This is a genomic window from Meridianimarinicoccus roseus, assembly GCF_003172915.1.
Classification (GTDB): Bacteria; Pseudomonadota; Alphaproteobacteria; order Rhodobacterales; family Rhodobacteraceae; genus Meridianimarinicoccus; species Meridianimarinicoccus roseus.
Genome location: NZ_QGKU01000011.1, coordinates 1 through 21,620, shown reverse-complemented (window position 1 = coordinate 21,620; position 21,620 = coordinate 1). Strand labels below are relative to the sequence as shown.

At 64.0% G+C, this 21,620-nt stretch carries 20 protein-coding genes and 2 pseudogenes; 9 read left to right on the top strand and 13 right to left on the bottom strand.

Annotated features, from left to right (window positions below):
• Positions 1 to 182 (bottom strand): annotated as a pseudogene (locus tag DKT77_RS02800) (IS110 family transposase); the annotation flags it as partial.
• 294 nt (positions 183 to 476) lie between these two features.
• Here DKT77_RS02800 and DKT77_RS02795 point away from each other — a divergent pair.
• Both DKT77_RS02795 and DKT77_RS02790 read left to right on the top strand, forming a co-directional pair.
• On the top strand, positions 477 to 1,769 hold the full coding sequence (locus tag DKT77_RS02795) for a hypothetical protein (protein WP_109810225.1): 1,293 nt from the start codon (positions 477 to 479) through the stop codon (positions 1,767 to 1,769).
• A complete protein-coding gene (locus DKT77_RS02790) occupies positions 1,766 to 2,527 on the top strand; it encodes a COG3904 family protein (RefSeq protein WP_238547644.1) in 762 nt (253 codons plus the stop codon). The genes DKT77_RS02795 and DKT77_RS02790 overlap by 4 nt, the downstream gene beginning before the upstream one ends.
• Before the next feature lie 31 nt (positions 2,528 to 2,558).
• Here the strand turns inward: DKT77_RS02790 and dld are convergent, their stop codons facing one another.
• The 3 genes from dld to DKT77_RS02775 form a co-directional block, all read right to left on the bottom strand.
• Positions 2,559 to 4,328, bottom strand: a complete 1,770-nt coding sequence (dld, locus tag DKT77_RS02785; protein WP_109810223.1) for a D-lactate dehydrogenase — start codon at positions 4,326 to 4,328, stop codon at positions 2,559 to 2,561.
• 69 nt (positions 4,329 to 4,397) lie between these two features.
• Positions 4,398 to 6,470, bottom strand: coding sequence for a TRAP transporter large permease subunit (locus DKT77_RS02780; protein ID WP_109810222.1), 2,073 nt, complete (start codon positions 6,468 to 6,470; stop codon positions 4,398 to 4,400).
• Between the two features lie 155 nt (positions 6,471 to 6,625).
• Positions 6,626 to 7,675 carry a TRAP transporter substrate-binding protein gene (locus DKT77_RS02775; protein WP_109810227.1) on the bottom strand — a complete coding sequence of 350 codons (1,050 nt, stop codon included), beginning with the start codon at positions 7,673 to 7,675 and terminating at the stop codon, positions 6,626 to 6,628.
• 260 nt (positions 7,676 to 7,935) lie between these two features.
• On the opposite strand from DKT77_RS02775, the gene DKT77_RS02770 reads away from it, so the two are divergent.
• Positions 7,936 to 8,724: a FadR/GntR family transcriptional regulator gene (locus DKT77_RS02770; RefSeq protein WP_109810221.1), complete on the top strand. Its 789-nt coding sequence runs from the start codon at positions 7,936 to 7,938 to the stop codon at positions 8,722 to 8,724.
• 325 nt (positions 8,725 to 9,049) lie between these two features.
• A complete protein-coding gene (locus DKT77_RS02765; RefSeq protein ID WP_109810220.1) occupies positions 9,050 to 9,625 on the top strand; it encodes a YceI family protein in 576 nt (191 codons plus the stop codon).
• A gap of 378 nt (positions 9,626 to 10,003) precedes the next feature.
• On the opposite strand, the gene DKT77_RS02760 is transcribed toward DKT77_RS02765, so the two are convergent.
• The 8 genes from DKT77_RS02760 to DKT77_RS02725 form a co-directional block, all read right to left on the bottom strand.
• Positions 10,004 to 10,780 (bottom strand): Crp/Fnr family transcriptional regulator, encoded by a 777-nt coding sequence (locus tag DKT77_RS02760; protein ID WP_109810219.1) that lies wholly within the window; start codon positions 10,778 to 10,780, stop codon positions 10,004 to 10,006.
• Positions 10,780 to 11,619: an ABC transporter ATP-binding protein gene (locus DKT77_RS02755; RefSeq protein ID WP_109810218.1), complete on the bottom strand. Its 840-nt coding sequence runs from the start codon at positions 11,617 to 11,619 to the stop codon at positions 10,780 to 10,782. The genes DKT77_RS02760 and DKT77_RS02755 overlap by 1 nt, the downstream gene beginning before the upstream one ends.
• 47 nt (positions 11,620 to 11,666) lie before the next feature.
• Complete coding sequence (locus DKT77_RS02750; RefSeq protein ID WP_109810217.1) at positions 11,667 to 12,626, bottom strand: ABC transporter permease; 960 nt, start codon at positions 12,624 to 12,626, stop codon at positions 11,667 to 11,669.
• 67 nt (positions 12,627 to 12,693) lie between these two features.
• Entirely contained in the window at positions 12,694 to 14,061 is a 1,368-nt protein-coding gene (locus DKT77_RS02745; protein WP_109810216.1) for an ABC transporter substrate-binding protein, read from the bottom strand.
• Between the two features lie 319 nt (positions 14,062 to 14,380).
• Positions 14,381 to 15,343, bottom strand: a complete 963-nt coding sequence (locus DKT77_RS02740; protein ID WP_109810215.1) for a HEAT repeat domain-containing protein — start codon at positions 15,341 to 15,343, stop codon at positions 14,381 to 14,383.
• Between the two features lie 7 nt (positions 15,344 to 15,350).
• Positions 15,351 to 15,593 carry a 4Fe-4S dicluster domain-containing protein gene (locus tag DKT77_RS02735; protein WP_109810214.1) on the bottom strand — a complete coding sequence of 81 codons (243 nt, stop codon included), beginning with the start codon at positions 15,591 to 15,593 and terminating at the stop codon, positions 15,351 to 15,353.
• A gap of 11 nt (positions 15,594 to 15,604) precedes the next feature.
• Positions 15,605 to 17,350, bottom strand: a complete 1,746-nt coding sequence (locus tag DKT77_RS02730) for a fumarate reductase/succinate dehydrogenase flavoprotein subunit (RefSeq protein WP_238547643.1) — start codon at positions 17,348 to 17,350, stop codon at positions 15,605 to 15,607.
• Positions 17,351 to 17,411: 61 nt separating this feature from the next.
• Positions 17,412 to 17,690 (bottom strand): DUF971 domain-containing protein, encoded by a 279-nt coding sequence (locus tag DKT77_RS02725; RefSeq protein ID WP_109810213.1) that lies wholly within the window; start codon positions 17,688 to 17,690, stop codon positions 17,412 to 17,414.
• A 141-nt stretch (positions 17,691 to 17,831) separates the two neighbouring features.
• On the opposite strand from DKT77_RS02725, the gene fdxA reads away from it, so the two are divergent.
• Entirely contained in the window at positions 17,832 to 18,173 is a 342-nt protein-coding gene (gene fdxA, locus DKT77_RS02720) for a ferredoxin FdxA (protein ID WP_109810212.1), read from the top strand.
• An 11-nt stretch (positions 18,174 to 18,184) separates the two neighbouring features.
• A complete protein-coding gene (locus DKT77_RS02715) occupies positions 18,185 to 18,976 on the top strand; it encodes a ferredoxin--NADP reductase (protein WP_109810211.1) in 792 nt (263 codons plus the stop codon).
• Positions 18,977 to 19,144: 168 nt separating this feature from the next.
• Here the strand turns inward: DKT77_RS02715 and DKT77_RS02710 are convergent, their stop codons facing one another.
• Complete coding sequence (locus DKT77_RS02710) at positions 19,145 to 19,423, bottom strand: transposase (RefSeq protein ID WP_420798284.1); 279 nt, start codon at positions 19,421 to 19,423, stop codon at positions 19,145 to 19,147.
• Positions 19,424 to 19,736: 313 nt separating this feature from the next.
• On the opposite strand from DKT77_RS02710, the gene DKT77_RS02705 reads away from it, so the two are divergent.
• The 3 genes and pseudogenes from DKT77_RS02705 to DKT77_RS02700 all read left to right on the top strand — a co-directional run.
• Positions 19,737 to 20,477, top strand: coding sequence for an IS110 family RNA-guided transposase (locus DKT77_RS02705; protein WP_476638803.1), 741 nt, complete (start codon positions 19,737 to 19,739; stop codon positions 20,475 to 20,477).
• Positions 20,393 to 20,740: a hypothetical protein gene (locus DKT77_RS21620; RefSeq protein ID WP_476638802.1), complete on the top strand. Its 348-nt coding sequence runs from the start codon at positions 20,393 to 20,395 to the stop codon at positions 20,738 to 20,740. The genes DKT77_RS02705 and DKT77_RS21620 overlap by 85 nt, the downstream gene beginning before the upstream one ends.
• Positions 20,741 to 20,967: 227 nt before the next feature.
• Positions 20,968 to 21,620 (top strand): annotated as a pseudogene (locus tag DKT77_RS02700) (transposase); the annotation flags it as partial.

Here is a 21,620-nt window from a genome sequence, read left to right as displayed (position 1 = left end):
CCAAGATGCGCCCCGGCACAGGCCTCCATGCCGATCAGGCAGGCTGCAAGCCGCTGGAAGCACTCGAGCATCCGGCTGCGCCGCACCCGCCGCCGCAAGACTGCGAAACCTTTGGCATCGATACCGTGGAGCTGGAAAACGGACTTGGCCAGACCGACGCCGGCCGTGGTCCTCTCCGTCATCGACGGCTCCTCTCGGCGGTGACTTGGACGGCACCCGATGAGGCACATGGCGATGCCGGGACCGGACGCCATCCACTCCTGCCGTGGCGTTCGTCTGCCCAGTCATGAACCGCTTCGATGCTCTCGGCACCGCCGGCATCGTCCGCCTGCCTGACGCCAGAGGGGCAACGGGGCTGTCACGCCTCAGACCCGAGTTTCGCAACAAACTCCCGTAGCTGTATCGTCGGCCGTGCCGGCGCTTGGAAAGGCTGGTCCTCGCCTCTACCCTGTAGTTGTGCTGTTCAGGGAATCGCGATGTCCGAACATACCCAACTGTCCGCCGACCGCGAGGAAGGGTCACGCCATGTGCGCGAGCTTGAAGCGCATCTGAGCTGGCTGGACACCTTCTCCGGCACGGCGCTTGGTGTGCTTGCCGTGGCATCGGGCATCTATACCTATCTTGGCGTGTCTTCGTTGCTGGACGAGAACGGCGCGCTGTCGGTCTTCGCCGCCGTCGCCTATTCGACCGCAGTCTCGGTCGGTATTTTCGTGTTCTGGTCCTACCTGTTGCGGCTGTTTCCCGCGATGCGCACCGCGCGCTCTAGGGTGGGACTGCTTGGGGCGATGGGGCTCGGCTGTCTTGCCATCGTGGCCATGTCATCCTGGCTGAACGCAGCTGCGCTGGCGGGGTCCGCGGCGGTGGAACAGCACCTCGCCCAGACGGTGCAGGCCTACCAAAAGAGTCTGGAGCAGGCGCACGAGGTCGCGTTGACCGCGCAGGCGCTGGAGCGCGACGTGGCCCGCACCCGCCAGTCCTTCGAGGATCTGTCCGAGCAGGAAGCCGCGGGATCTCTTTCGGGCCTCGCCGGGCGGGGCGCCGTATTCCGCGTGCTGCGCCAGAAATCGGCGGAGCTTGCGGCGCTGGAGGCGCAAATTGCCAGCCAGACTCCGCTGGTGGAGGAAGCCTTCACGAACGGGAACGCGATCCTCAGCCGGATGCGCGCGCTGACGGTGGAGCCGGGCCCCGTCGCCGCGCGTAGTGTGGAGTTCTCCGAACTTGCGGTGCGGCTGCAAGGCCTGATCACGGGCATGCGGCAACTGTCGGTCGCGCCGCTGGTGGAACGGGCAGCCAAGGATCTTGCGGCATCGGTCGTGCTGCCGGAACTGGACGGGCGCACCGACCAGAACCGGTCCGACCAGGCCGCCACGATCACGTCGGTGCTGGACGTTCTGGCGCAGCGGGCGCAGACCCTGGCGGGCGCCGCTCAGGCGGTGATCGCGCTCGATCCCGTCAGCGAGGTGACTTATACGCCGATTTCATCGGCCGATGCGGTTATCCTTTATGCGGGGAACTTTATTCCGTCCTGGGCGGGCGCCATTGCGATCGACCTGCTGCCAGCGGTGCTGGTTCTGATCCTCGCGGTCACGCAATCGGCAATTCGCGCCGGGCGCGAGGGCAGCCCGGCCGCCGATACGCTGACGCTGGCCGAAGCGCGCGCCGCCGTCGCCGCGCTGGACGACATCGAACGGACCCGCAGCGCGCCGCGGCGCGAGGACGCCACGGTCCAGAAGCTGCCAGGCCATAACCTGCCCGGAAAATCCGCGTGACGGCCCGCAGTGGCACGGTCGCGCGGGTCTTTACCGGGGTGCTGGCCTTCCAGCTTGTGATCGCGGGCCTGCTGATCTTGGGCGACAGCCGCAGCGACACGCCGATGGGTCTGCCCGGCGTCGGCCCGTCCGCGCCGCGGCTGGGCGAGCCGGTGACACCCGGCGACCAGCGTCGAACCTACCGTCCGCGCCGCGACCGGCCCACCGTGGTGCCGGACCGCGTGCCCGGCAAGATGCCTGACCGGCTGACGCTCCTGCGGGAAGATGACGGCACCTACCGGCTTGAAGGAACGATCGACGCGGGCGACGCGCCGCGCGTGATCGACCTTCTGGCCGATGCCGACCCGGCCCCCGAGACGCTGATCTTGCAATCGCCCGGCGGGTCTGTCCGGGATGCGTTGGCTCTGGGGCGCCACCTGCGGCACGCCGGTATCGGAACCCGCGTGCTGCGCGGCGAGGTCTGCTTTTCCGCCTGCCCCTATCTGCTTGTTGGCGGAGCCACCCGCGATATCGACCCGGACGCATCGGTCGGCCTGCACCAGCACGATTTCGGCGAAAGCGTGCTGCTGCCCGCCGCCTTCGCGGTGGAGGACATTCAGCGCGGACAGGCCGAGGTGATGGGCTACCTGATCGAGATGGGCATCGACCCGGCCGTGATGCAGCACGCGATGGCGACACCCCCGCGCGAAATCTATGTGCTGCTGCCCGATCAGCTGGACGCCTACGGCTTCACCGCGCCGCCGGACGACGCGCAGTAGCGCAGCAGCCGGTCGCGGCCTTGGCGCGCGGTCAGTGACCCGCGCCCGCGCCGTCGCAACAGCCGCCGTAATGGCGGTCTCGGGACATCTTGCCGATGCCCGGGTTGAAGCTGTTGGTCGGATCGAGCGCGCGATAATGCGCCTGCAAGGGCGGCTTGGCAGCATAGAGGTGCCCGACATTGTGTTCAGCCGGGTATTCCGCCCCGCGCCGGTCGAGCAGCGCCAGCATCGCCGCCTTCAGGGCCTTCGGGTCCGCACCTTTCTTCACCACATAATCCTGATGGAATACGTGGCAGAGGAAATGCCCGTAATAGAGCTTTACCGCGATCTGGTCGTCGATCTCGGGCGGCAGGGATTCCACCCAGTCGTCGTCATTGCGGCGCAGCGCGATATCGAGCGCGAGGATATCCTCGGTCGTGTCCGCGTGCACCGCGCCATAGCGCACGGCCGCACCGGCAGCGGCGAACCGGTGCAGCATCGCCTTCTTCGCCTCGGCAGCATCGCACAGGAACCAGCCATCCGAGCCGACAGTCTCCGTCAGGATCTCTTCCGTCTTTGCGGCGCTTGTGCCGGACACCTTCAGGATCAGGTGATGTTCATGGGCCTCGCGGAAGGCCAGCATCCGCTTCGGCAGCGCCTCGGGCATGAGGCGCGACAGCACTTGCATCGCGCGGTCCGACAGGTTGTGCGGCAGCCAGCGCAGCTTGTTCAGCCGCGCATCGATTGCGCCTTTCAGCGCGAAGATCCCCGGCAGCCGGCGCGTGCCCAACCAGTGGATCATCAGCAGCGTGTCCTTGCCGTAACTGCGCGCGACGTCAAAGCAGTCACGGTGCAGGTATTCGCCGCTGATCGGAAGTTCGGGCAACTCCATCAAAAGGCGGCGGCGGAGCGCGGTCAACGCGGACGGAGCGTTCGTGCCAATGTAGTAAACCTTTTCGCCCGTCTCGACCGGAAAGGTGTCGAGCCTGACGGCGAAGACGGCGATCTTGCCCGCTGACCCCGAGGCCTCGAACAGCCCGCGCGGGTCTGCGTTGAAGCGCGCGGGCGTTTCGGCCTGCACGTCGCGCACCCGGTCGGGATAGCTGTCGTCCGATGCGCGGCCCGTTGGATGCACGTCGTCCGGGCCGAAGGCGCCTTTTTCAAGCCGCGTCAGCATCTCGTCCGGGTCGTTGCCAAGGTCGATGCCCAGGTGATTGACCAGTTCCAGTTGGCCGTCCGCGTTGATCCTCGCAAAAAGCGACAGTTCGGTGAAGGAGGGGCCGCGCCGCACCAGCGAGCCGCCGGAATTGTTGCATACACCTCCCAGGATCGACGCGCCGATACAGGACGAGCCGATCACCGAGTGGGGCTGACGACCATACGGGTCCAGAATCGCCTCAAGGTTGAACAGTGTGCCGCCCGGCAGGCTGACGATCTGGCGCCCCTCGTCAAGCAAGTGGATCTTGTCCATCCGCAGGGTGGAGATGATGACCACCGGCCGGTTGTAGCTGCCCTTTGGCGTGGAGCCTTCGGTCAGCCCGGTATTGGCGGCCTGCATCAGGATGATCGCGTCGGCGGCCACACAAGCCTGCAGCACGCGCCACATCTCGGTCAGCGATCCGGGCACAACGACCGCCGTCGCCTCGCCATCGCCCGAGCGGAAGCCCTTGCGGTAGCGTTCGGTCTTGCGCGGATCGGTCAGACAGTGGCGCTTCCCGACGACGGCGACCAGCGTGCCGACGAGGTCGTCGGCGGTTGCGGTGGCCGGGCGGGACGCGGTGGCCGTGTTGGCGGCAGTGCCGCTGTGTTCGGTCAAGCTCATGACGGTTCCTCCCTCTCAGATGTGGGCCGACGACCCCCCGGGCGCAAGCGCGGAGGGTCGCGATGCCCGTCAATAGGCGACGGCGGGCAGCCAGGTGGCCAGCGCAGGCCACACGAAGACGAGTGACAGCCCCAGCAACTGCAACAGAACGAAAGGAACGATGCCCCGGTAAATGTGGCTCAGCCGCACACCTTCAGGCGCGACGCCCTTCAGGTAGAACAGCGAGAAGCCAACGGGCGGCGTCAGGAACGATGTCTGCAGTGTCACCGCGACCAGAATCACGAACCAGATAAGCGCCGGTTCGTCGATACTGCCGAAGCCCGGAATATCGAGGCCGAGGCCATTCACGATGGGGCGCATCAGCGGCAGGACGATCAGCGTGATCTCGATCCAGTCGAGCACGAAACCCAGCAGGAACACGACGAACAGGATGAAGATGATCGTGCCGTTCGGGCCCAGCCCGGTGGAGGCGACCATGTGTTCGATCAACTCGTCCCCGCCCAGTTCGCGCAGCACGAAGGAAAACACTGTCGCCCCGAGGAAAATGGCGAAGATATACGCGGTGGTGTTGAACGTGGCCTTCAACACGTTCCAGGTCTTGGCCCATGTCAGTTTGCGATAGGCGATCGCGAGCAGCGTCGCGCCGATGGCCCCGATGCCCGAGGCCTCGGTCGGGGTGGTGATGCCCGCGAAGATCGACCCCAACACCGCAAGGATTAGGCCCAGCGGCGGCAGCACCGCGATACCTACGTCGCGGATCACGGCCCAGTCTGGCGTGCGGGCGCCTTCGGGCGCAGGGGCGGCCGCAGGGTTCAGCAGCGCGAAAATGAAAATGTAAACGAGGTAGATCACCCCCAGCACCATCCCCGGTATCGCGGCGGCCATGAACAGGTCGCCCACCGAAAGCGCCATCTGGTCGGCCATGATGACAAGCATGATCGAGGGCGGGATCAGGATACCCAGAGTGCCCGAAGCGGCCACAACCCCGGTCGCAAGCGGCTTGGAATAGCCATGCGCCACCATCGCGGGCAGCGACAGAACCCCCAGCAGCACCACTGACGCGCCCACGATCCCTGTGGAGGCTGCCAGGATGATCCCGATCAGCGTGACGGTAATCGCAAGCCCGCCACGCACCGTGCCGAACAGGCGCGTCATCGCAGTCATCAGCCGTTCGGCCACGCCGCTTTCGTCCAGCATCAGGCCCATGAAGATGAACATCGGCAGCGCCACCAGAACGGCGTTCGACATTGTGGCGTAGATGCGGTTCACCACCGCGCCCAGCGTCAGATAGTCGAGCCCGGTGAACGTGTCCTCAAGCCCGGTCCAGGACATGTAGCCCCAGTCGAACAGGTAGGCGATGAAGCAGAAGACGATCCCGGTGCCCGCCAACGTCCATGCCACCGGGAAGCCGGTGAACAGCAGCCCGATAAAGCTGACGAACATGGCGATGACCAGCATCTCCTCGGTCGTCTCGACCAGGAAGGTCAGCCCCCATGCCACGACTGCGAAGCCTGCCAGCGCCGAGAGGACTAGCCAGAGCCCCCGCCCCTCGCGTTCGGACGGGTTCACCGCTCGCAGCGCGTGCAGGTCGTGGAGCAGCCGCGCCAGCGCTGCGAGGCCCAGCAGCACGAAGCTGATAGGGATGACCGCCTTGAGCGCCCAGCGGAACGGCAGGCCGGTGGCCGAGGACGACCGTTCGTTGACACGCAGGCTTTCGGCGAAATAGTCGAATCCCTGATCGATCATCAGGTAGATGAACGGGGCCAGAAGCAACAGGATGCCCAGCACCTCGATGATGCGCTGCGCCCGGCGCGACAACTGCATGTGCAGCAGGTCCACCCGGACATGGCTGTCGGTGGTCAGCGCGTAGGACACACCGATCATCGTCACCAACCCGTAGATGTGCCACTGGAATTCGTCGAGCTTGGGAAAGTTCAGGTTGAACGCATAGCGCAGCGTGACCTGCGCGACGATTGCAGCGATAAGCACGAGATTGGCTACCATGACGACATGGCCCACCGCCTTGACCACCCGGTCGATGCCGACGGCGACAGGCAGGGTGTCGGTCTCGGGGTGTTCGAGGACCTTCTCGTAGGTATCGGCGAGATCGCCATCGTATCGGGGTTTCGGCTGCACGGCCATTGTGTGTTTCCTCCTCGGGCGTCAGGCAGGCACCGTCGCCGCCGGGACAGACCCGGCCTGCAGGCGGAACGTGAAATTCTGGATTTCTTGAGCGGGGTCGGGGTTCGAAAAGTGGCAGCCGGGGCGGGGTCAGCCCCTGCCCCGGCGCGGCCGTGTCAGAACCGCGGCAGGAAGGCGTTGGCTTCCCACAGATCGTACTGGCTGCGGAACATGCTCAGATCTTCCCAGACTTCCGCGAAGAAGGGGTCGTTGGCAGCTTCCTCGGCCGCGACCTCGTCCCAGGTGGTGCGGAACACCTCGAGCATCTCGGGCGACCACTTGCGGATCTCGACGCCGTTTTCCTCAACGTTGCGCTTGAGCGCCTCGAACTGGCTGGCCTCACCCTCGGCAAAGCTGTCGGCCATGGAGGCCTTGCAAGCCTGCGTCAGGATTTGTTGGTGCTGTTCGGACGCGCCGTTCCATACGTCCTTGTTTATCATCAGCTCGAAGACCGTCGCCTGCTGGTGCCAGCCGGGAAAGTAGTTGTATTTGACAACCTTGTGGAAGCCGAGCCGCTGGTCGATCGCGGGCATGGAGAACTCGGTCGCGTCGATCGCGCCTTTTTCCAGCGCCGGGAAGATCTCGCCGCCGGGCAGCAGCGACGTCGCGACGCCCAGTTTTTCCATGACCTTGCCGCCAAGACCGAAGAAGCGCATCTTCAGGCCCTTCAGATCCTCGGGCGAATTGATCTCCTTCGAGAACCAGCCCGAGGTTTCGGGCGCCAGAACCGCGCAGGGCAGCACGTGCACGTTGTAGCCAGCCTGGTCGTACATCTTCTGGTAGAGATCCAGCCCGTTGCCGTAATACATCCACGCCATGTATTCGCCCGCCTCCGGGCCGAACGGCACGGCCGAGAATATCGGCGCCGCAGGGATCTTGCCCGCCCAGTAGCCCGCCGTGGTGTAGCCCGCGTTGATCTTGCCCGCCGACACGGCATCGAGGATCTCGAAGGCCGGGACCAGCTTGTCGGGCTCGTAGACCTTCATCTTCAGGGTGCCGCCCGACATGACGTCAACCGCTTCGGCCACACGGGGGATGGGTGTGCCAAGGCCAGGCAACGCGGTCGAGAAAGCTACCGGAACCTTCAGAAGCATCCTGTCGGCGGCAAGGGCGGGTTGAGCGGCAAGGCCTGCGGCCAGAACGAGGCCCGTAAGAACTGTTTTCATGATCTCTCCTCCGTGGGGTTCGGCCTGCGCCAGCGGCATGGCCGGTATGCATCGTCTGCAAGAGGTCTTTTATATTTACCTCTCAATCAGTCAACAACTTTGTTTACCTCTCTGGGCGCACCGCTGCGGACCGGCGCGAATTGAGGACTGGAAGTGAAAGTTTCATGCTGAAAAATGGCGGCTTAGGTGGCGGCCAGCGACAAAGCGTCTTGCCAGCGTGGGCAATCCGTTTAACCTCTACTCCACAAGGAGGACCACATATGCCGCCGACGCAGGCCCTTTTCGACAGCATTCGGCACGAATCGGTCGTTGACCTGGTGGTCGACCAGGTGGAGGAAATGATCCTGCAGGGCATCCTGCGCGAAGGCGCCCGCCTGCCTTCCGAACGGGACCTTGCCGAACGGTTCGACGTGTCGCGTCCAAAGGTGCGTGAAGCGCTGAAGCGGCTGGAAGGCGACGGTTTGATCCGGGTGCAGCACGGCGAAGGCACTTTCGTGGCCGAACTGACCGGACAGGCGATGTCACCGGCGCTGATCGCGCTCTATGCGAGGCACGGGCTGGCCTTCTACGACTATCTGGAATACCGGCGCGAACAGGAAGGTTTCGCGGCGCGGCTGGCCGCGACACGCGCCACAGCGACCGACCACGACGAGATACGGCGTCTGCTCGGCGTTATGGAGGAGGCGCAGGCAAACGGCGATGCGGAGCAGTCCGAACAGGCAGACGTCGCCTTTCATGGCGCGGTGGTCAATGCCAGCCACAACGCCATGCTTATGCACATGATGACGTCAATCTATGATCTGACCCGACGCGGCGTGTTCTACAACCGCCGCTTCCTGCGCACGATCGACGGCACCGGGGAACGGCTGCTGGACCAGCACAGGCAGATTGCGGAAGGGGTGCTGGCCGGCAATCCCGACGCCGCCGAGGCCGCGGCGCGCAGCCATCTTGATTTCGTGGAACAGTCCTTCCGATTGGGTCACGACCGCGAACGCCGCGAACGCGCTGCCCGCAAGCGCCAGATGGCGGCGGGCTTGCGCAAACCCTGAACGCCCGGCGATGTCCGTCGGAAAAACACCCTCGGCGCCACGCTCGGTCCGGCATCGGCGTTCTGAGGATTGGAAAGGCAAGCCCTGCCAGCCCGGGCCCGCCTTCGGCCTTTCCATTGTTCAGACAACGCCCTGCGGATTTGCGAAGGGCGGTTCGGCCCGCTCTGGTTCTGGCCCGCGTGCTTGGCGGCGACAAGGACGTGGCACCGGGCGGCACACCCAAGGATCACGCGCGTTTTACCGACCGCGTGTATTTCGTCAGCCTGCCGGGGTGCGTCAGGTGCTACACCTCGAACGGAAACCTCCATTTCGAAACAGGAACGTCATGAAACAAATTCTTCTCCTTGCCGCGGCCACCGGGCTTGCTGCCGGTGCAGCCGACGCGGAACCGCTGCCTTACACAATCGACCCTTCTCACAGCGAGCTTGTCGCTTCTTGGTCGCATCTCGGCTTTTCGACCACACGCGGCGTGATCTTCGATATCCGTGGCGATCTGATGTTCGACGAGGAGAACCCGGCAAATTCCTCGGTATCGATCCAGATACCGACCTCCGCGATCATCGTAACGCCCGAATTCACGCAGCACCTGCTTGAGTCCGGCGACTTCTTCCAGAATTCCGCCGAGAGCATGATCACGTTCACATCGACCGCCATCGAGGTGACGGGCGAGAACACCGCCGACATTACTGGCGATCTGACCCTGAACGGCGTGACGAACGAGGTCACGCTGAGCACGACGATGCTGAAGAACGCGCCCGGCCCCCAAGGCAAGCCTATCGCCGGCTTCGAGGCGACGACGACCCTGGACCGGACGAATTTCGCGCTCGGCGCATTCACGCCGTTCATCCCGGCGGAAGTCGAGGTGGTGATTTCCCTGGAGGCATCCCCTTCCGCCGACTAGCAACTAGATCCGTTAGGACGCCGTAGCATTGCATTTCTGACGGCTCTTTCAGGCGCGCTGCGATGGTGACCAGCTTCCAGCAACGGCAGTGATGATGAGCCCGTGCGGTTTTTCCGGCCTTGCGGCGGCGAGCGGGGAAGGACCTCGGGCTTGGGTTGTGATGTGCCGCAGCTCTGATGCTGTAGCCGCGTCCGGGCGGCATCTGGTGTGCCCGGGTGGGTCATCGACGATCCACGAGGAGGGCGTTTACAGCATCAGAGCCACACCGCTTGATGCCTACGTTATTGGCGGCGGTGTCGACACATACTTTGGAGTGCCGAAACATGCTGGTAATCATTTCTCGTTTGACGTGGCCGAAATCGTTTCGGCAAACGCCTATCAGTCGCAGAGGCCATGCAGCCTGTGGATGCGGATTTCGCGGCGAGAGATGACGAGTACGCCTTCCTTTTGCAGCTTATCCAGCGACTGGGTCACCCATTGCCGGGTCGCACCGACGATGGAGGCCACCTGTTCATAGGTGATCGACCGGTCGATCACGATGGCGTCGCCGTCCTGCCGCCCGTAGGTATCGGCGAGTATCACCAGAAGCTGGCGCAGCCGGTCGGAGATGGACCGCGTTCCCAGCATCTGGATCAGGGCGGAGTAGCATTTGCCTTTTGCCACCAGCCCGTCGATCACCGCTATGGCAACATGAGGGATGGTTTCGACCAGCCGCCGCAAGTTTGGGCCGGACAGGAACAGCAATTCGCAATCGTCCAGCGCATCGGCGGACCAGACGTGGCGGCCGCGGCCAAAAACCTCGGGGCCGCCGACGAAATGGCCTGCACTCCAATAGGCCAGCGTGATCTCGCGCCCCGAAGGCGCGGTGTAGAACGTGCGCACCCGCCCCTGTTCCACGACCCAGACCCCGGTATGCGGATCGCCCTGGAAGAACAGACCTCCGTCCTTGGGCAGTGTACACAGCGTGCCCATGCGACGCACCCGGTCCCGATCGGCGGGGGCCAGCGACGCGAGAAACCCGGCCCCTTCGTTGATTTCCAGCAAGTACTCCGACAGGAACAAGGCACTGGGCGCGGTTTCGGACGGATCGGGCCTGCGCCGCGCGGCGGACTGTCCGGCGGAATTCACCGGGGCACGGTCGGCGGCGGGACGCATCAGAGATTCTGCTCGGCGAACGCCCTGCGGCTTTCGGCGCGGATTACCTCGTGGCACTGCTGCCGCGCAGCGATGTAGGGCGGAAGGGCGACCATGTCGGTGCTGCGCGGACGCGGCAGCGCGGGGCGGATATCCTCGATAATGCGCCCGGGCGCCGCGCTCATGATCAGAACGCGGTCGGCGAGAAAAACCGCCTCGTCTACGTCATGGGTCACGAACATGACGGTGATCCCGAACTTGCGCCAGATCTCCAGCAGGTTTTCCTGCATGACCAGGCGGGTCTGGGCATCAAGCGCACCGAAGGGTTCGTCCATCAAGAGGACCGAGGGGTAATTCGCCAGTGCGCGCGCGATGCCGACACGCTGCTGCATCCCGCCCGACAGTTCCGTTGGATAGCGGCTCCCGAACTTCTTCAGCCCGACCATGTTTAGGAAGGTGTTGGCGACGGCGCCGGCTTCGGTCGGGCTGGCCCCCGCCATCAGAGGACCGAAGGCGACGTTGTCGCGCACGGTCTTCCAAGGCAGGAGGGAATACTGCTGAAAAACCATGCCGCGGTCCGGTCCGGGTTTGCGCACTGGCGTATCATCGACACGCACCTCGCCGGTATGCGGCGTGACATAGCCCGCGACCGCGTTCAACAGCGTGGACTTTCCGCAGCCCGAGGGACCGAGGATGCAGACGAATTCGCCAGGTTCCACCCGCAGCGACGTGGTTTCAACTGCCGTGTGGGCGGCGTCCCCATGGCCGAAGACGATCGACACACCGTCGATATCAATGGCACCCTTGCCGCCTGAGTCCCTCGGCGTTCCGGGTCGGATGGGTTCTGGCAAGTCGCGCATCGATGTCTTCCTTTTTTGGGCGAAGGTCGGCCAACCTTGGCGCCGGATCAGCGGGCACGGGTCTGCCAGACGAGAAACGGAGCGGTAGCCAGTCGGACAGCGGCGGTGGACAGGGTTCCGAGCATGCCGATCGTCAGCATGCCCAGCACGATATCGGGCGTGCGCACCATGGAATACGCGTCCCATGTGAAATACCCGATGCCGTACTGGCCCGAGATGATTTCCCCCGCCAAGAGCGAAAACCAAGCGACCCCCATGCCGATGGCAAGACCTGCGCTGATCGACGGCAGGGCGGCGGGCAGTACGACGTGGCGGAACACCGCGACGCGGTTTGCCCCAAGCGACTGGACGGCGCGGACCAGCACCTCGGGCGTCTGTCGCACGCCGTGCACCGTATTGAGCACGATGGGAAAGAACGCACCGAGAAAGGTGATGAACACGATCGAGGACTCTTCGGTCGGCCACATCAGTATGGCGAGCGGAATCCACGCCACAGCCGGGATCGGGCGCATGATTTCGATATAAGGCGCGATCATGGCCCAGGCGGCGCTGCTTCGCCCCATCAGGAGCCCGGTAAGCACGCCCAGACCGGCGGCGAGTATGAAACTGATGAATACCCGCTGCATGGAGACGCCGATATGCACGAAGAAAATCGGATCGGCGAGGTTCGCCATCGTGGCCTCCAGCACGTCGGCGGGCGGCGGAACATAAGCGAAGTTGATTCCATAGGACAGCTTGTTGACGCTGGCGAAATGCCACAACGTCACACCGATCGCGAGCGACAGGAGCGCGAGAACCCCGCTGCGCAGGGGGCCGCGCCAATCGCGGGTGGGGCCGCGGCGCGGGCTGGCCAGATCGACGCCGGCATAGCCTGCCGCCGCTGCGTTGTCGCTTTCGGGGGCGGTTTCCGCGACGCCAGACGTGCCTGTGGCGGGGTCGGCTTCGGGGGCGATGGCCACCGGCACTGGGGTCGCGGTTTCGACGGGCGGCTTGAGTTCGGTCAGCATGGCGACGGCTCCTTGCAAAAGGTGTGCGCGGCGCGCCGAAGCCCGCGGGCTCAGCGCGCCGGGCGGGTCAGCCGGAGATGCTGTCGACGATGTTGGCGAAATCGACTACGCTGCCACCCGTCGCGTCGGCATGGTCCGCGGCGGCGTCGCGCTTGAGGAAGGCGGCATAGCTTCCGTCCTCGCCTGCCACATAGAACGCCCGGTTGCCGAACAGCTTAAGCCCGGATTCTGCGTCATAGACATAGGTCGCCGCAGGCTGGAACCCGGTGTTGCGGATCTCGGCAAGCGCCGCGAAGAACTCCGTCAGGGTGGGATAGGTCGAGATCCCGTCGCGGGGATGCCAGATCTCCATCGGCTTGCCTACGTTGGCGACGGCAGTGTCCACGACGCTATCGACCATGGCCTCGTAATCCTCGCCCCGCTCAGTGACCGCGGCCTGAACGTAGCTGTCCACGACCCACTTGTCGAAATCAAGCGGCGGGACATCCCGTTCACGCACCAGCAGCGCATGGCTTTCCTTCAGACTTTCGACCCATTGCGGCTTGATCGAGGACTCGAAGGTCGAAATCCCGCCATCGCTGAAATAGAGATACAGGACCTCCTTCTCTATGCCGGTCCATTCGGAAACCTTGATCGCGGCATTCAGGGGATCGGCGTTCAGCCAGTCTTGCGCCTCAAGCGTGGCCTTGACATATGCATCCACGATCTCGGGATATTCGTCGGCGAAGGACTTTGTGACGACCGTACCATGGAAGGTGGGGATGTTTGATTCGCTGCCGTCGTAGATCTTGCGACCCGTGCCGCGGAATTCCATCACTTCGGACCAGGGCGTGAAGTCGACGTGCGCGTCGATACGGCCCATGGCGATGTTGTTGACGCCCACTGGCGGGCTCTGGTTCACATAGGTTATGTCATCGGTCAGCCCCTCGCGGCTCATCACGCTGAGGAACATCCCCCAGGCCGCGCTGCCGAAAGGCGCCGACACGGATTTTCCCCGCAAGTCTTCGAGCGTGTTGACATCGCTGTCCACCGGCACCACGAGCCCATTTCCGGTGCCCTTGAGGTTATAGCCGGTGATCTGGATTAGCAGCGATTCATCCTGCCCACCCGCCTGGAAGGTCGCGCCGTTGACGATCAGGGGGTAGTCCCCCATCACGCCGAACTGCATCTTGCCCGCGAGCATCTGGTTGGTGATCGGTGGGCCGGACGTGTAGTCGCTGTAGCTGACGTCGTAGGTGACACCTTCGTACCGGCCCGTCGTCGGCAGATGCTTTTGCAGCAGTTCCAGCTTTTCGATGATGATGCCGCCGGGCACGGTGTTGGTCACGGTGCTTTGGTGGCCGATGCTGATCGAGATGGTTTCCGCGAGGGCGATACCGCCGCTCGACAACAAGGTGGCGGCAAGTAACGTCGTTTTGATCGTTTGGCTGGTCATGGCTGGCTCCGGTTGGTTCGTGGATCTTCATCAAACTGTGATCCCGAGTATCGGCCCCGCTTCCCTGCCGACAAAGCCTGCCGGCCCCCGGCGAACCTCGGTTGGCGAAGGAATCGCGAACAGCCCAAAATTCGTGCTGATTTTTAAGTCCAGTGCAATATTTCCCTGCAAAGCACGACAGGCAGAGCGCGGGTTTGCGCCGAATCGAGGATGAAATTTTTTGTTGAAAACCAATAATTTGGAAGAACTTTTTAGACGCGCGTAGACCCCTGGAACGCTGCGGTTCCAGGAGCCGATGGAAGCCTATTTTTTAATCCGTTCAGGCTGCGGCAGCGTCGATCCGTGCCAGCGCCCAGCGCACGTTCTTGCGCACGTCCGGGTCGGAATCGTGTTCGAAGGCCGCGAGGAAGGACCGGGTTTCCGGCACAGCCAGCTCGCCCAGCACGGCGGCGCATTCTTTGCGCAGGTTTGGGATATCGAGCGAAATGAGCGGCCCGATCTGCATGGCCGCCTCGCGCGCGCCCAGCTTGCCGAGCGACCGGACCGCCTTGAGCCTGACCTGCCAGTAATCGTCGTCAAGCGCGCGGCGAAGATGCGACACGCATGCCGCCCCACCGGATTTCGCCAGCGTTTCCGCCGCTGCTTCCCGCGGGTGCCAGTGCGGATCGGACAGCGCCGCGATGAGCGCGCTTTCCGCGGCCTCGGTGCGGCTGAACCCCAGCGCGGTCAGGGCGACCCGGCGCACCTGCACGTCGACATCGGCGGCGGCCTTCTGCAAGGCCGACAATGCCGCAGGGTCCTGCAGCCAGCCGATCACGCCCACGGCCTGCATCCGAACTGTGGGCGAAGGGTGTTCTAGCGCTGCGATCGCGGGCTCCATTGCCTCCGGGCGGCGCAGTTCCTTGATCCCGGCAAGACAAGCAACCAGCGTGAATTCGTCCGCCGACCCGAGATGGGGCAGCAAGGCATCGCCCGCCGCGGGTTCTTTGAGTTCCGTCAGGCTGACGGCAGCGGCGTCGCGCACCTCCTGCACGCTGTCGGCCAGGGCCACGACCAATGCCGCAGCGGTATCGGGGCCGTCGAAATCGGTCAGCGCCAGCGCAGCCTGCTTACGCACGCCCGCATCAGCGTCGGAGATCGCCCCGGCGAGATAGGGGATCGCTGCAGGATCGGCGCTGTCGGCAAGCTCGATCACGGCCATGATGCGACCGCTTGGCGTGGGGTCGTTCAGTCCCGCAGCAAGATCGTCTATATCGTTGAAATCCTCGAAAAGTACGGTCATCGCGGCCTCATTTCAGCAAGTAGGGCAGGTTGACCGTCACGGCGCCCGTGGGGCAATCCGCTTCGCAGGGCATGCAATACCAGCACTCGTCGTATTTCATGTAGGCGGTCTTGCTGCCCTCGGCGGTCTCGGCAATGCGCAGAACATCGAGCGGGCAGACATCAACGCAAACAGTGCACCCCTTATCGGCGATGCAAAGGTCGTCGTTGACGACGACGGGAACGGTGGTTGCGGTCTGGGCGAGAGGCATCTGAACTATCCTTATTCGGCTGCGACAGAGGGCTTGACGCGCTGCTTGGCATAGGCGTCCTTCTCGTCCTCGGCGATGTCGACGACATAAGGTTTCACGTCCTGCTTGCGGCTGGCGGGCATGCCGTCGTCGCCCTTGGTCAGGATCGTGTGGCAGAACCAGTTCTCGTCGTCCCGCTCGTATTCCACCCGGTTGTGATACAGCCCCCAGCGGCTTTCCGTACGATAGAGCGACGCCGCCGCTGCCATGTCGGCGCAGTCGAGGATGCTCGAGGCCTCCAGCGCGCGCATCAGTTCGTGGGCGTCGCGGACATACATCGCGTTTTCCATGTCCTCGCGGACCTCGGCGAACCGCTTCTGCGCGAGGTGCATCTTGGCGGTGACCTTTGGCGGTTGCAGGTAATCGTTCACCAGTCGCCGGGTCTTGTACTCGATCTGGTTGGGCGGGATGCCGTCTTCGCGCTTCGTGGGGGCGAGCACGCGGGTGCGCTCGGCCTCTATGTCCGCCTGGTCGAAGGCGGCGAAATCCATTTCGGCGACATAGTCGGCGGCATCTTCACCCGCGAAAGCCCCGTGGGTGAACGCGCCGAGCATGTAGTTGTGCGGCACGTTCGCCATGTCGCCAGCGGCATAGAGGCCGGGAATGGTGGTGCGCGCGTGTTCATCTACGAAGACGCCGCTGGCCGAATGCCCGGAACAGAAGCCGATTTCCGAGATGTGCATCTCGATCATCTGCTTGCGGTAATCGGTGCCGCGGCCGCGATGGAAATGCCCGCGCGTCGGGCGTTCCACAATGTGCAGGACGCGTTCGATCTCGGCCACCGTTTCCTCGGCGAGATGGTTGAGCTTCAGGTACACAGGCCCCTTGCCGCCCTGCAATTCGTCGAAGAATTCCTGCATCATCTGGCCCGACCAGTAGTCGCATTCGATGAAGCGTTCGCCCCGAGCGTTGGCGGTATAGCCGCCCATGGGCCCCGCGACATAGGCACAGGCAGGCCCGTTGTAATCCTTGATCAGCGGGTTGATCTGGTAGCATTCGAGATTCGCGAGCCCCGCACCGGCGTGATAGGCCATCGCGTAGCCTTCGCCGCTGTTCGACGCGTTCTCGTAGGTTCCATAAAGGTAGCCCGAGGTTGGCAGGCCCAGCCGCCCCGCGGCACCCAGCCCCATGATGACCGCCTTTGCGCGCACCACGAGAAACTCCGCGCTGCGGGTGTTCACGCAAATGGCGCCCGCGACTCGGCCCTCGCCGGTCAGCAGGCGGGTCGCCATGTAGCGGTTGATGATGTTGATCCGTGCCTTGCGCAACTGGCGATAAAGCGCCTTTTTCACCGTGTCGCCATTGGGCATCGGCAGGACATAGGTGCCGATGTGGTGCACCTTCTTGACGTCGTATTCGCCGTTCTGGTCCTTCTGGAACCGGATGCCGAAACTGTCGAGTTCCTGGATTATGCCATAGCACTCCTGCGCATAGCGGTAGACCGCGGCCTGGTCGCAGATGCCGTCATTGGCGACGGTGATTTCCTTGGTGTACTGTTCGGGCGTTGCATAACCGGGAATAACGGAGTTGTTCAGCCCGTCCATCCCCATGCAGATCGCTCCCGAGCGTTTCACGTTCGCCTTGTCGAGCAGGATGATGTTTGCCTTGGGGTTCTTCTTCTTGGCCTTTAACGCCGCCATGGGTCCGGCGGTACCCCCGCCGATAATCAGGATATCGCAATCGATCTGATCAATTCCGTCGCGTATCTCGTCCATCATGGGACTCCATTTCCCTGCATTCAGATCAGCCTGCGCCGCGGTGCTGCAGGGCTTCTGTCAATTACTTGTCACCGCGTTCCGAAAGCTCGAGCAGATAGGCGAACGGATAAATCGCGCGGTCGTGTCCGTCTGAAAAGTGTATGTTCACCCCCACTGAACCGACCGGAGCGAGCGCGGTAATCGCGATGTCGTCGTCCACGCGCACCGAGCCGAAATCGACCCGCTGACGGATGGAGCCCGCGTCGCGGGCCTCCCGGCGCAGCAGGGCCGCGCTGAGTTGCGTGGTTTCGCCGCTGTCCCAATCGATGATCAGGGTGCGGCAATCCGGGGTGGCGGTCATGGATGCGATCACTGTGGCCTCGGGGTGTCGTGGTTACGCTGTCAACGTGCAGCGCCGCGGCATGGGGCAATAGCAATTTGTTGACGGACACCCGATGCCGCGCCGCCGCACGTTGCGCCCACATCAAGATGGGAAACGCGCATGACCTATGTCGTCACTGATAACTGCATCGGCTGCAAATACACCGACTGCGTCGAGGTCTGTCCCGTGGACTGTTTCTACGAAGGCGAGAACATGCTGGTGATCCATCCTGACGAATGCATCGACTGCGGCGTGTGTGAACCAGAATGCCCTGCCGACGCGATCCGCCCCGACACGGATGCCGACATGGATCGTTGGGTAACATTTAATGCGCGCTATGCCGAACTCTGGCCGGTTATCACCGCGGCGCGCGACCCGCTGCCCGACGCCGATGCCCGGGACGGGCTGGCCAACAAGCTCGATACGCTTTTTTCGTCGGCACCCGCCGATCAGACCGCCTGAAAGATTTTGCCATGAACTTGCAGCCCGCCCGCGTCTTGCCCGATGCCCAGACTGTAACCGCCGTGACCCACTGGACCGACAGGCTGTTTTCGTTCCGGGTGGAACGCCCACGCAGCCTGCGGTTCCGGTCGGGTGAGTTCGTGATGATCGGACTGTTGAAGGACGACGGAAAGCCGCTGCTGCGAGCCTATTCCATCGCGTCGCCGTCGTGGGATGACGAGTTGGAATTCTATTCGATCAAGGTGCCCGACGGGCCGCTGACGTCACGGCTGCAGAAGATCGAACCGGGGGACCAGATCATCCTGCGGCCAAAGCCTGTCGGCACGCTTGTCCATGACGCGCTGCTGCCGGGTGCTCGGCTATGGCTGGTCTGCACCGGCACCGGCGTCGCGCCCTTCGCATCGATCCTGCGCGATCCGGAGACATGGGAGCGGTTCGACGATGTGATCCTCGCCCATACCTGCCGCACTTTGGACGAGCTTGCCTATGGCCGCAGCATCGTCGATACCCTGCCGGACGACCCGCTGATCGGCGAGATGGTGGCGGGGAAGCTGCACTATTACCCGACCACCACCCGCGAACCTTCGGCGCACGAGGGGCGCATCAGCGATCATATCCGCAGCGGTGCCGTGTTCGCGGCATTGGGGTTGCCCGCGTGGTCGCCCAACACGGACCGGGCGATGGTCTGCGGCAACCTTGCACTCAACAAAGACATCATGGCGCTGTGCGCCGCGGCGGGGTTGCGCGAGGGGGCGAATTCTGCGCCTGGCGAGTTCGTGGTTGAAAAGGCGTTTCTTGACTGAGCGATGGCACGCCCCCGAGGTCTTGCCCGCGCCGTGCCGCGTGTCGGAGCAACGCGAGGGTCGGCTCAAAGCCCAAAACACCCGCGATGTTCCGGGTCAGTTTCAGTGTGCGCTCAGCGAAACCGACTTCATTGACAAGGACGGCCCACAAGCTCCAGACTCATCGAGCTACAGCCAGAAGATGACGGTTGCGGCGAGTGCGATGGCTGACAGGAAGACCTTCGGGCACCGGTCACAGCGGGTGGCGATGCGCCGCCAATCCTTTAGTCGGCCGAACATGATCTCGATCCGGTTGCGGCGCTTGTATCGGCGCTTGTGGTAGAGAACGGCCTTGTCGCGGGACTTCCCGGCTCGGGATGCAGGGGCGTATCCCCTTGTCCTGCAACGCGTCCCGAAACCAGCTGGCGTCATGGCCCGGTCCGAGATCAGCCATTCGGCGGCGAGCAGACTTTCCAGAAGGGCCGCAGCGCCGGTATAGTCGCTGACTGTCCCGCGGTCATGAAGAACCGCAGCGGGCGCCCAATCGCGTCGGCAACGGCGTGCAGCTTGGTGTTCATACCGCCCTTGGTTCGGCCAATCAGCCTGCCGCCCCCCCTTTATGGATGGCCCGCCCCTTCCGCCGACGCCTGTGCAAGGTGGCGGTGTTCAAGGAAGGAAGGAGCGAACCATGAGTATCGTGATCCTTGGCATCGACCTGGGCAAGAACAGCTGCAGCATCGTCGGCCTCGACGCGAACGGTGCGGTCATCGTGCGGTGACGGATGCGACGCGACGGGGTGATCGCGTTTGCCGCAAAGCCGAGGCCATGCACGATGGCAATGGAAGCATGTTGCGGCGCCCATCACATAGGTCGGTCACTGGCGGAACCGGGCCACGACATCCGGTCGATGTCGCCTGAATATGTGCGGCCCCACGTCAAGGCGCAGAAGAATGATGACCGCGATGCCGAGGCGGTCGCAGAGGCGGCGCCTCGTCCCACCATGCGTTTCGTCGAGCTTGAAAGCGAGGAGCAACTCGACGTTCAGACGCTCCATCGGGTGCGCGACCCCCTGGTCGGGGATCGCACGTCCCTGACCAACCAGATCAGGAGCCTTCTTCTGGAACGCGGTCACGTCGTCGCGCAGGGCCATGCCCGGCTGCGTCTCCTGCTCGGTGAACTGCTGGATCGTGGCGTCAGCCTACTGACTCCACGGATGACGTTTCCACTGGGAGACATGCGGACACGCCGGGAAGAACTGGATCGTCGGGTCGCTGCTTTTGACGCCGAGTTCGCAGCTATGGCGCGGGCCGACGACCGGGCACGCAGGCTGACAAGCATCCCCGGCATCGGCGCTTTGAACGCCACGACACTGGTCGCCGCCGTCGGGGACGGTGCGACTTTCGACAAGGGCGCACCCTCGCTGCATGGTTGGGGCCTGTGCCCCGCCAGGCCACCACCGGGGGAAGACCGAAGCTCCCGGGGATCACGAAGCGTGCTGGCCGGTATCTTCGCAAGATGCTGATACAGGGTGCGCGGTCCGCCATGCCGTCTTTGGCCAAAAGCGACATAGGTGTGGGGGCCTGGCTGCGCGGACGTCTCGCCCGCGCCCTCCCCAATGTCGCCGTCGTCGCCCTGGCTGCAAGGATGGCGCGCACTGTCCGGGCGCTTCTGCGCCGTGAGCAGACCTACAACCCGTCGCTAAGGGGGACGAACCGAAGAACACGCGTCCGGCTCGGACAGTTTCGGGAGCGACGACCTGCGAGTGGTGAAAGGAAGATGGCCTGACAGTCGATCGGCGTTCTGAAAACCTCCGGCGAAAAATGGCTCTTTGAAGCCGCCCCCTTCATGAGGATTGGAACGCGCGGGTCTCCATCTTGGCGGCGGCACCCATGCTGACATCCTAGATACGTTCGTGAAGACTGACTACGCCGTCACCCAATCGCCGCTTGCAGCCGGGGCGCGCCATACGTTTTCAACCGGGCACTTGGGCATGACCATGGAGGCTGAGGCATATGCCTGAGCACGTGCTTAAGTCTGAGATGGAGATCATCGCCGATGGCGGCCGCCGACGCCGCTGGACTGCCGCCGAGAAGCTGCGGACCGTCGAGGAAACGCTGGAGGACGGCGCCAGCATCCCGGTCGTGGCGCGCCGGAATGGCGTAGCGCCCGATCTGCTGTATCGTTGGCGCCGGCTCATGCTCGAAGGGGGAAGTGTCGCCGTGTCCGAGGACGATGAGGTCACCAGCAACAAGGTCGTCCGGCAAATGGAGGAGCGCATTCGCGAGCTCGAACGGCAGCTCGGGCGCAAGACGATGGAGGTCGAGATCCTGCGCGAGGCGCTGGACAAGTCACGGTCAAAAAAACCTACCTGGCTCGCGCGGTCGCCGCGACCGGACGATTTCCGGTGAAGGTCGTGGCCGAAACCCTGGGCGTGGCCCGCTCGAACCTGATCGATCGGCTGAACGGGAGAACGAAGCCGCGGCGGCGCTATCACAAAGCGCAAGACGCGGCGTTGGTGCCGTTGATCATGGCGCTCGTGGCGGTGCGTCCGACCTATGGCTGCCGGCGGAGTTGCCAGTGGTTGCGCCACTGGTCTGAGCGACCACCGGCGACGCGATCCTGAACCGCCAGCTGCGCTCCGGAGGCCTGACCCCGGTCAACCACA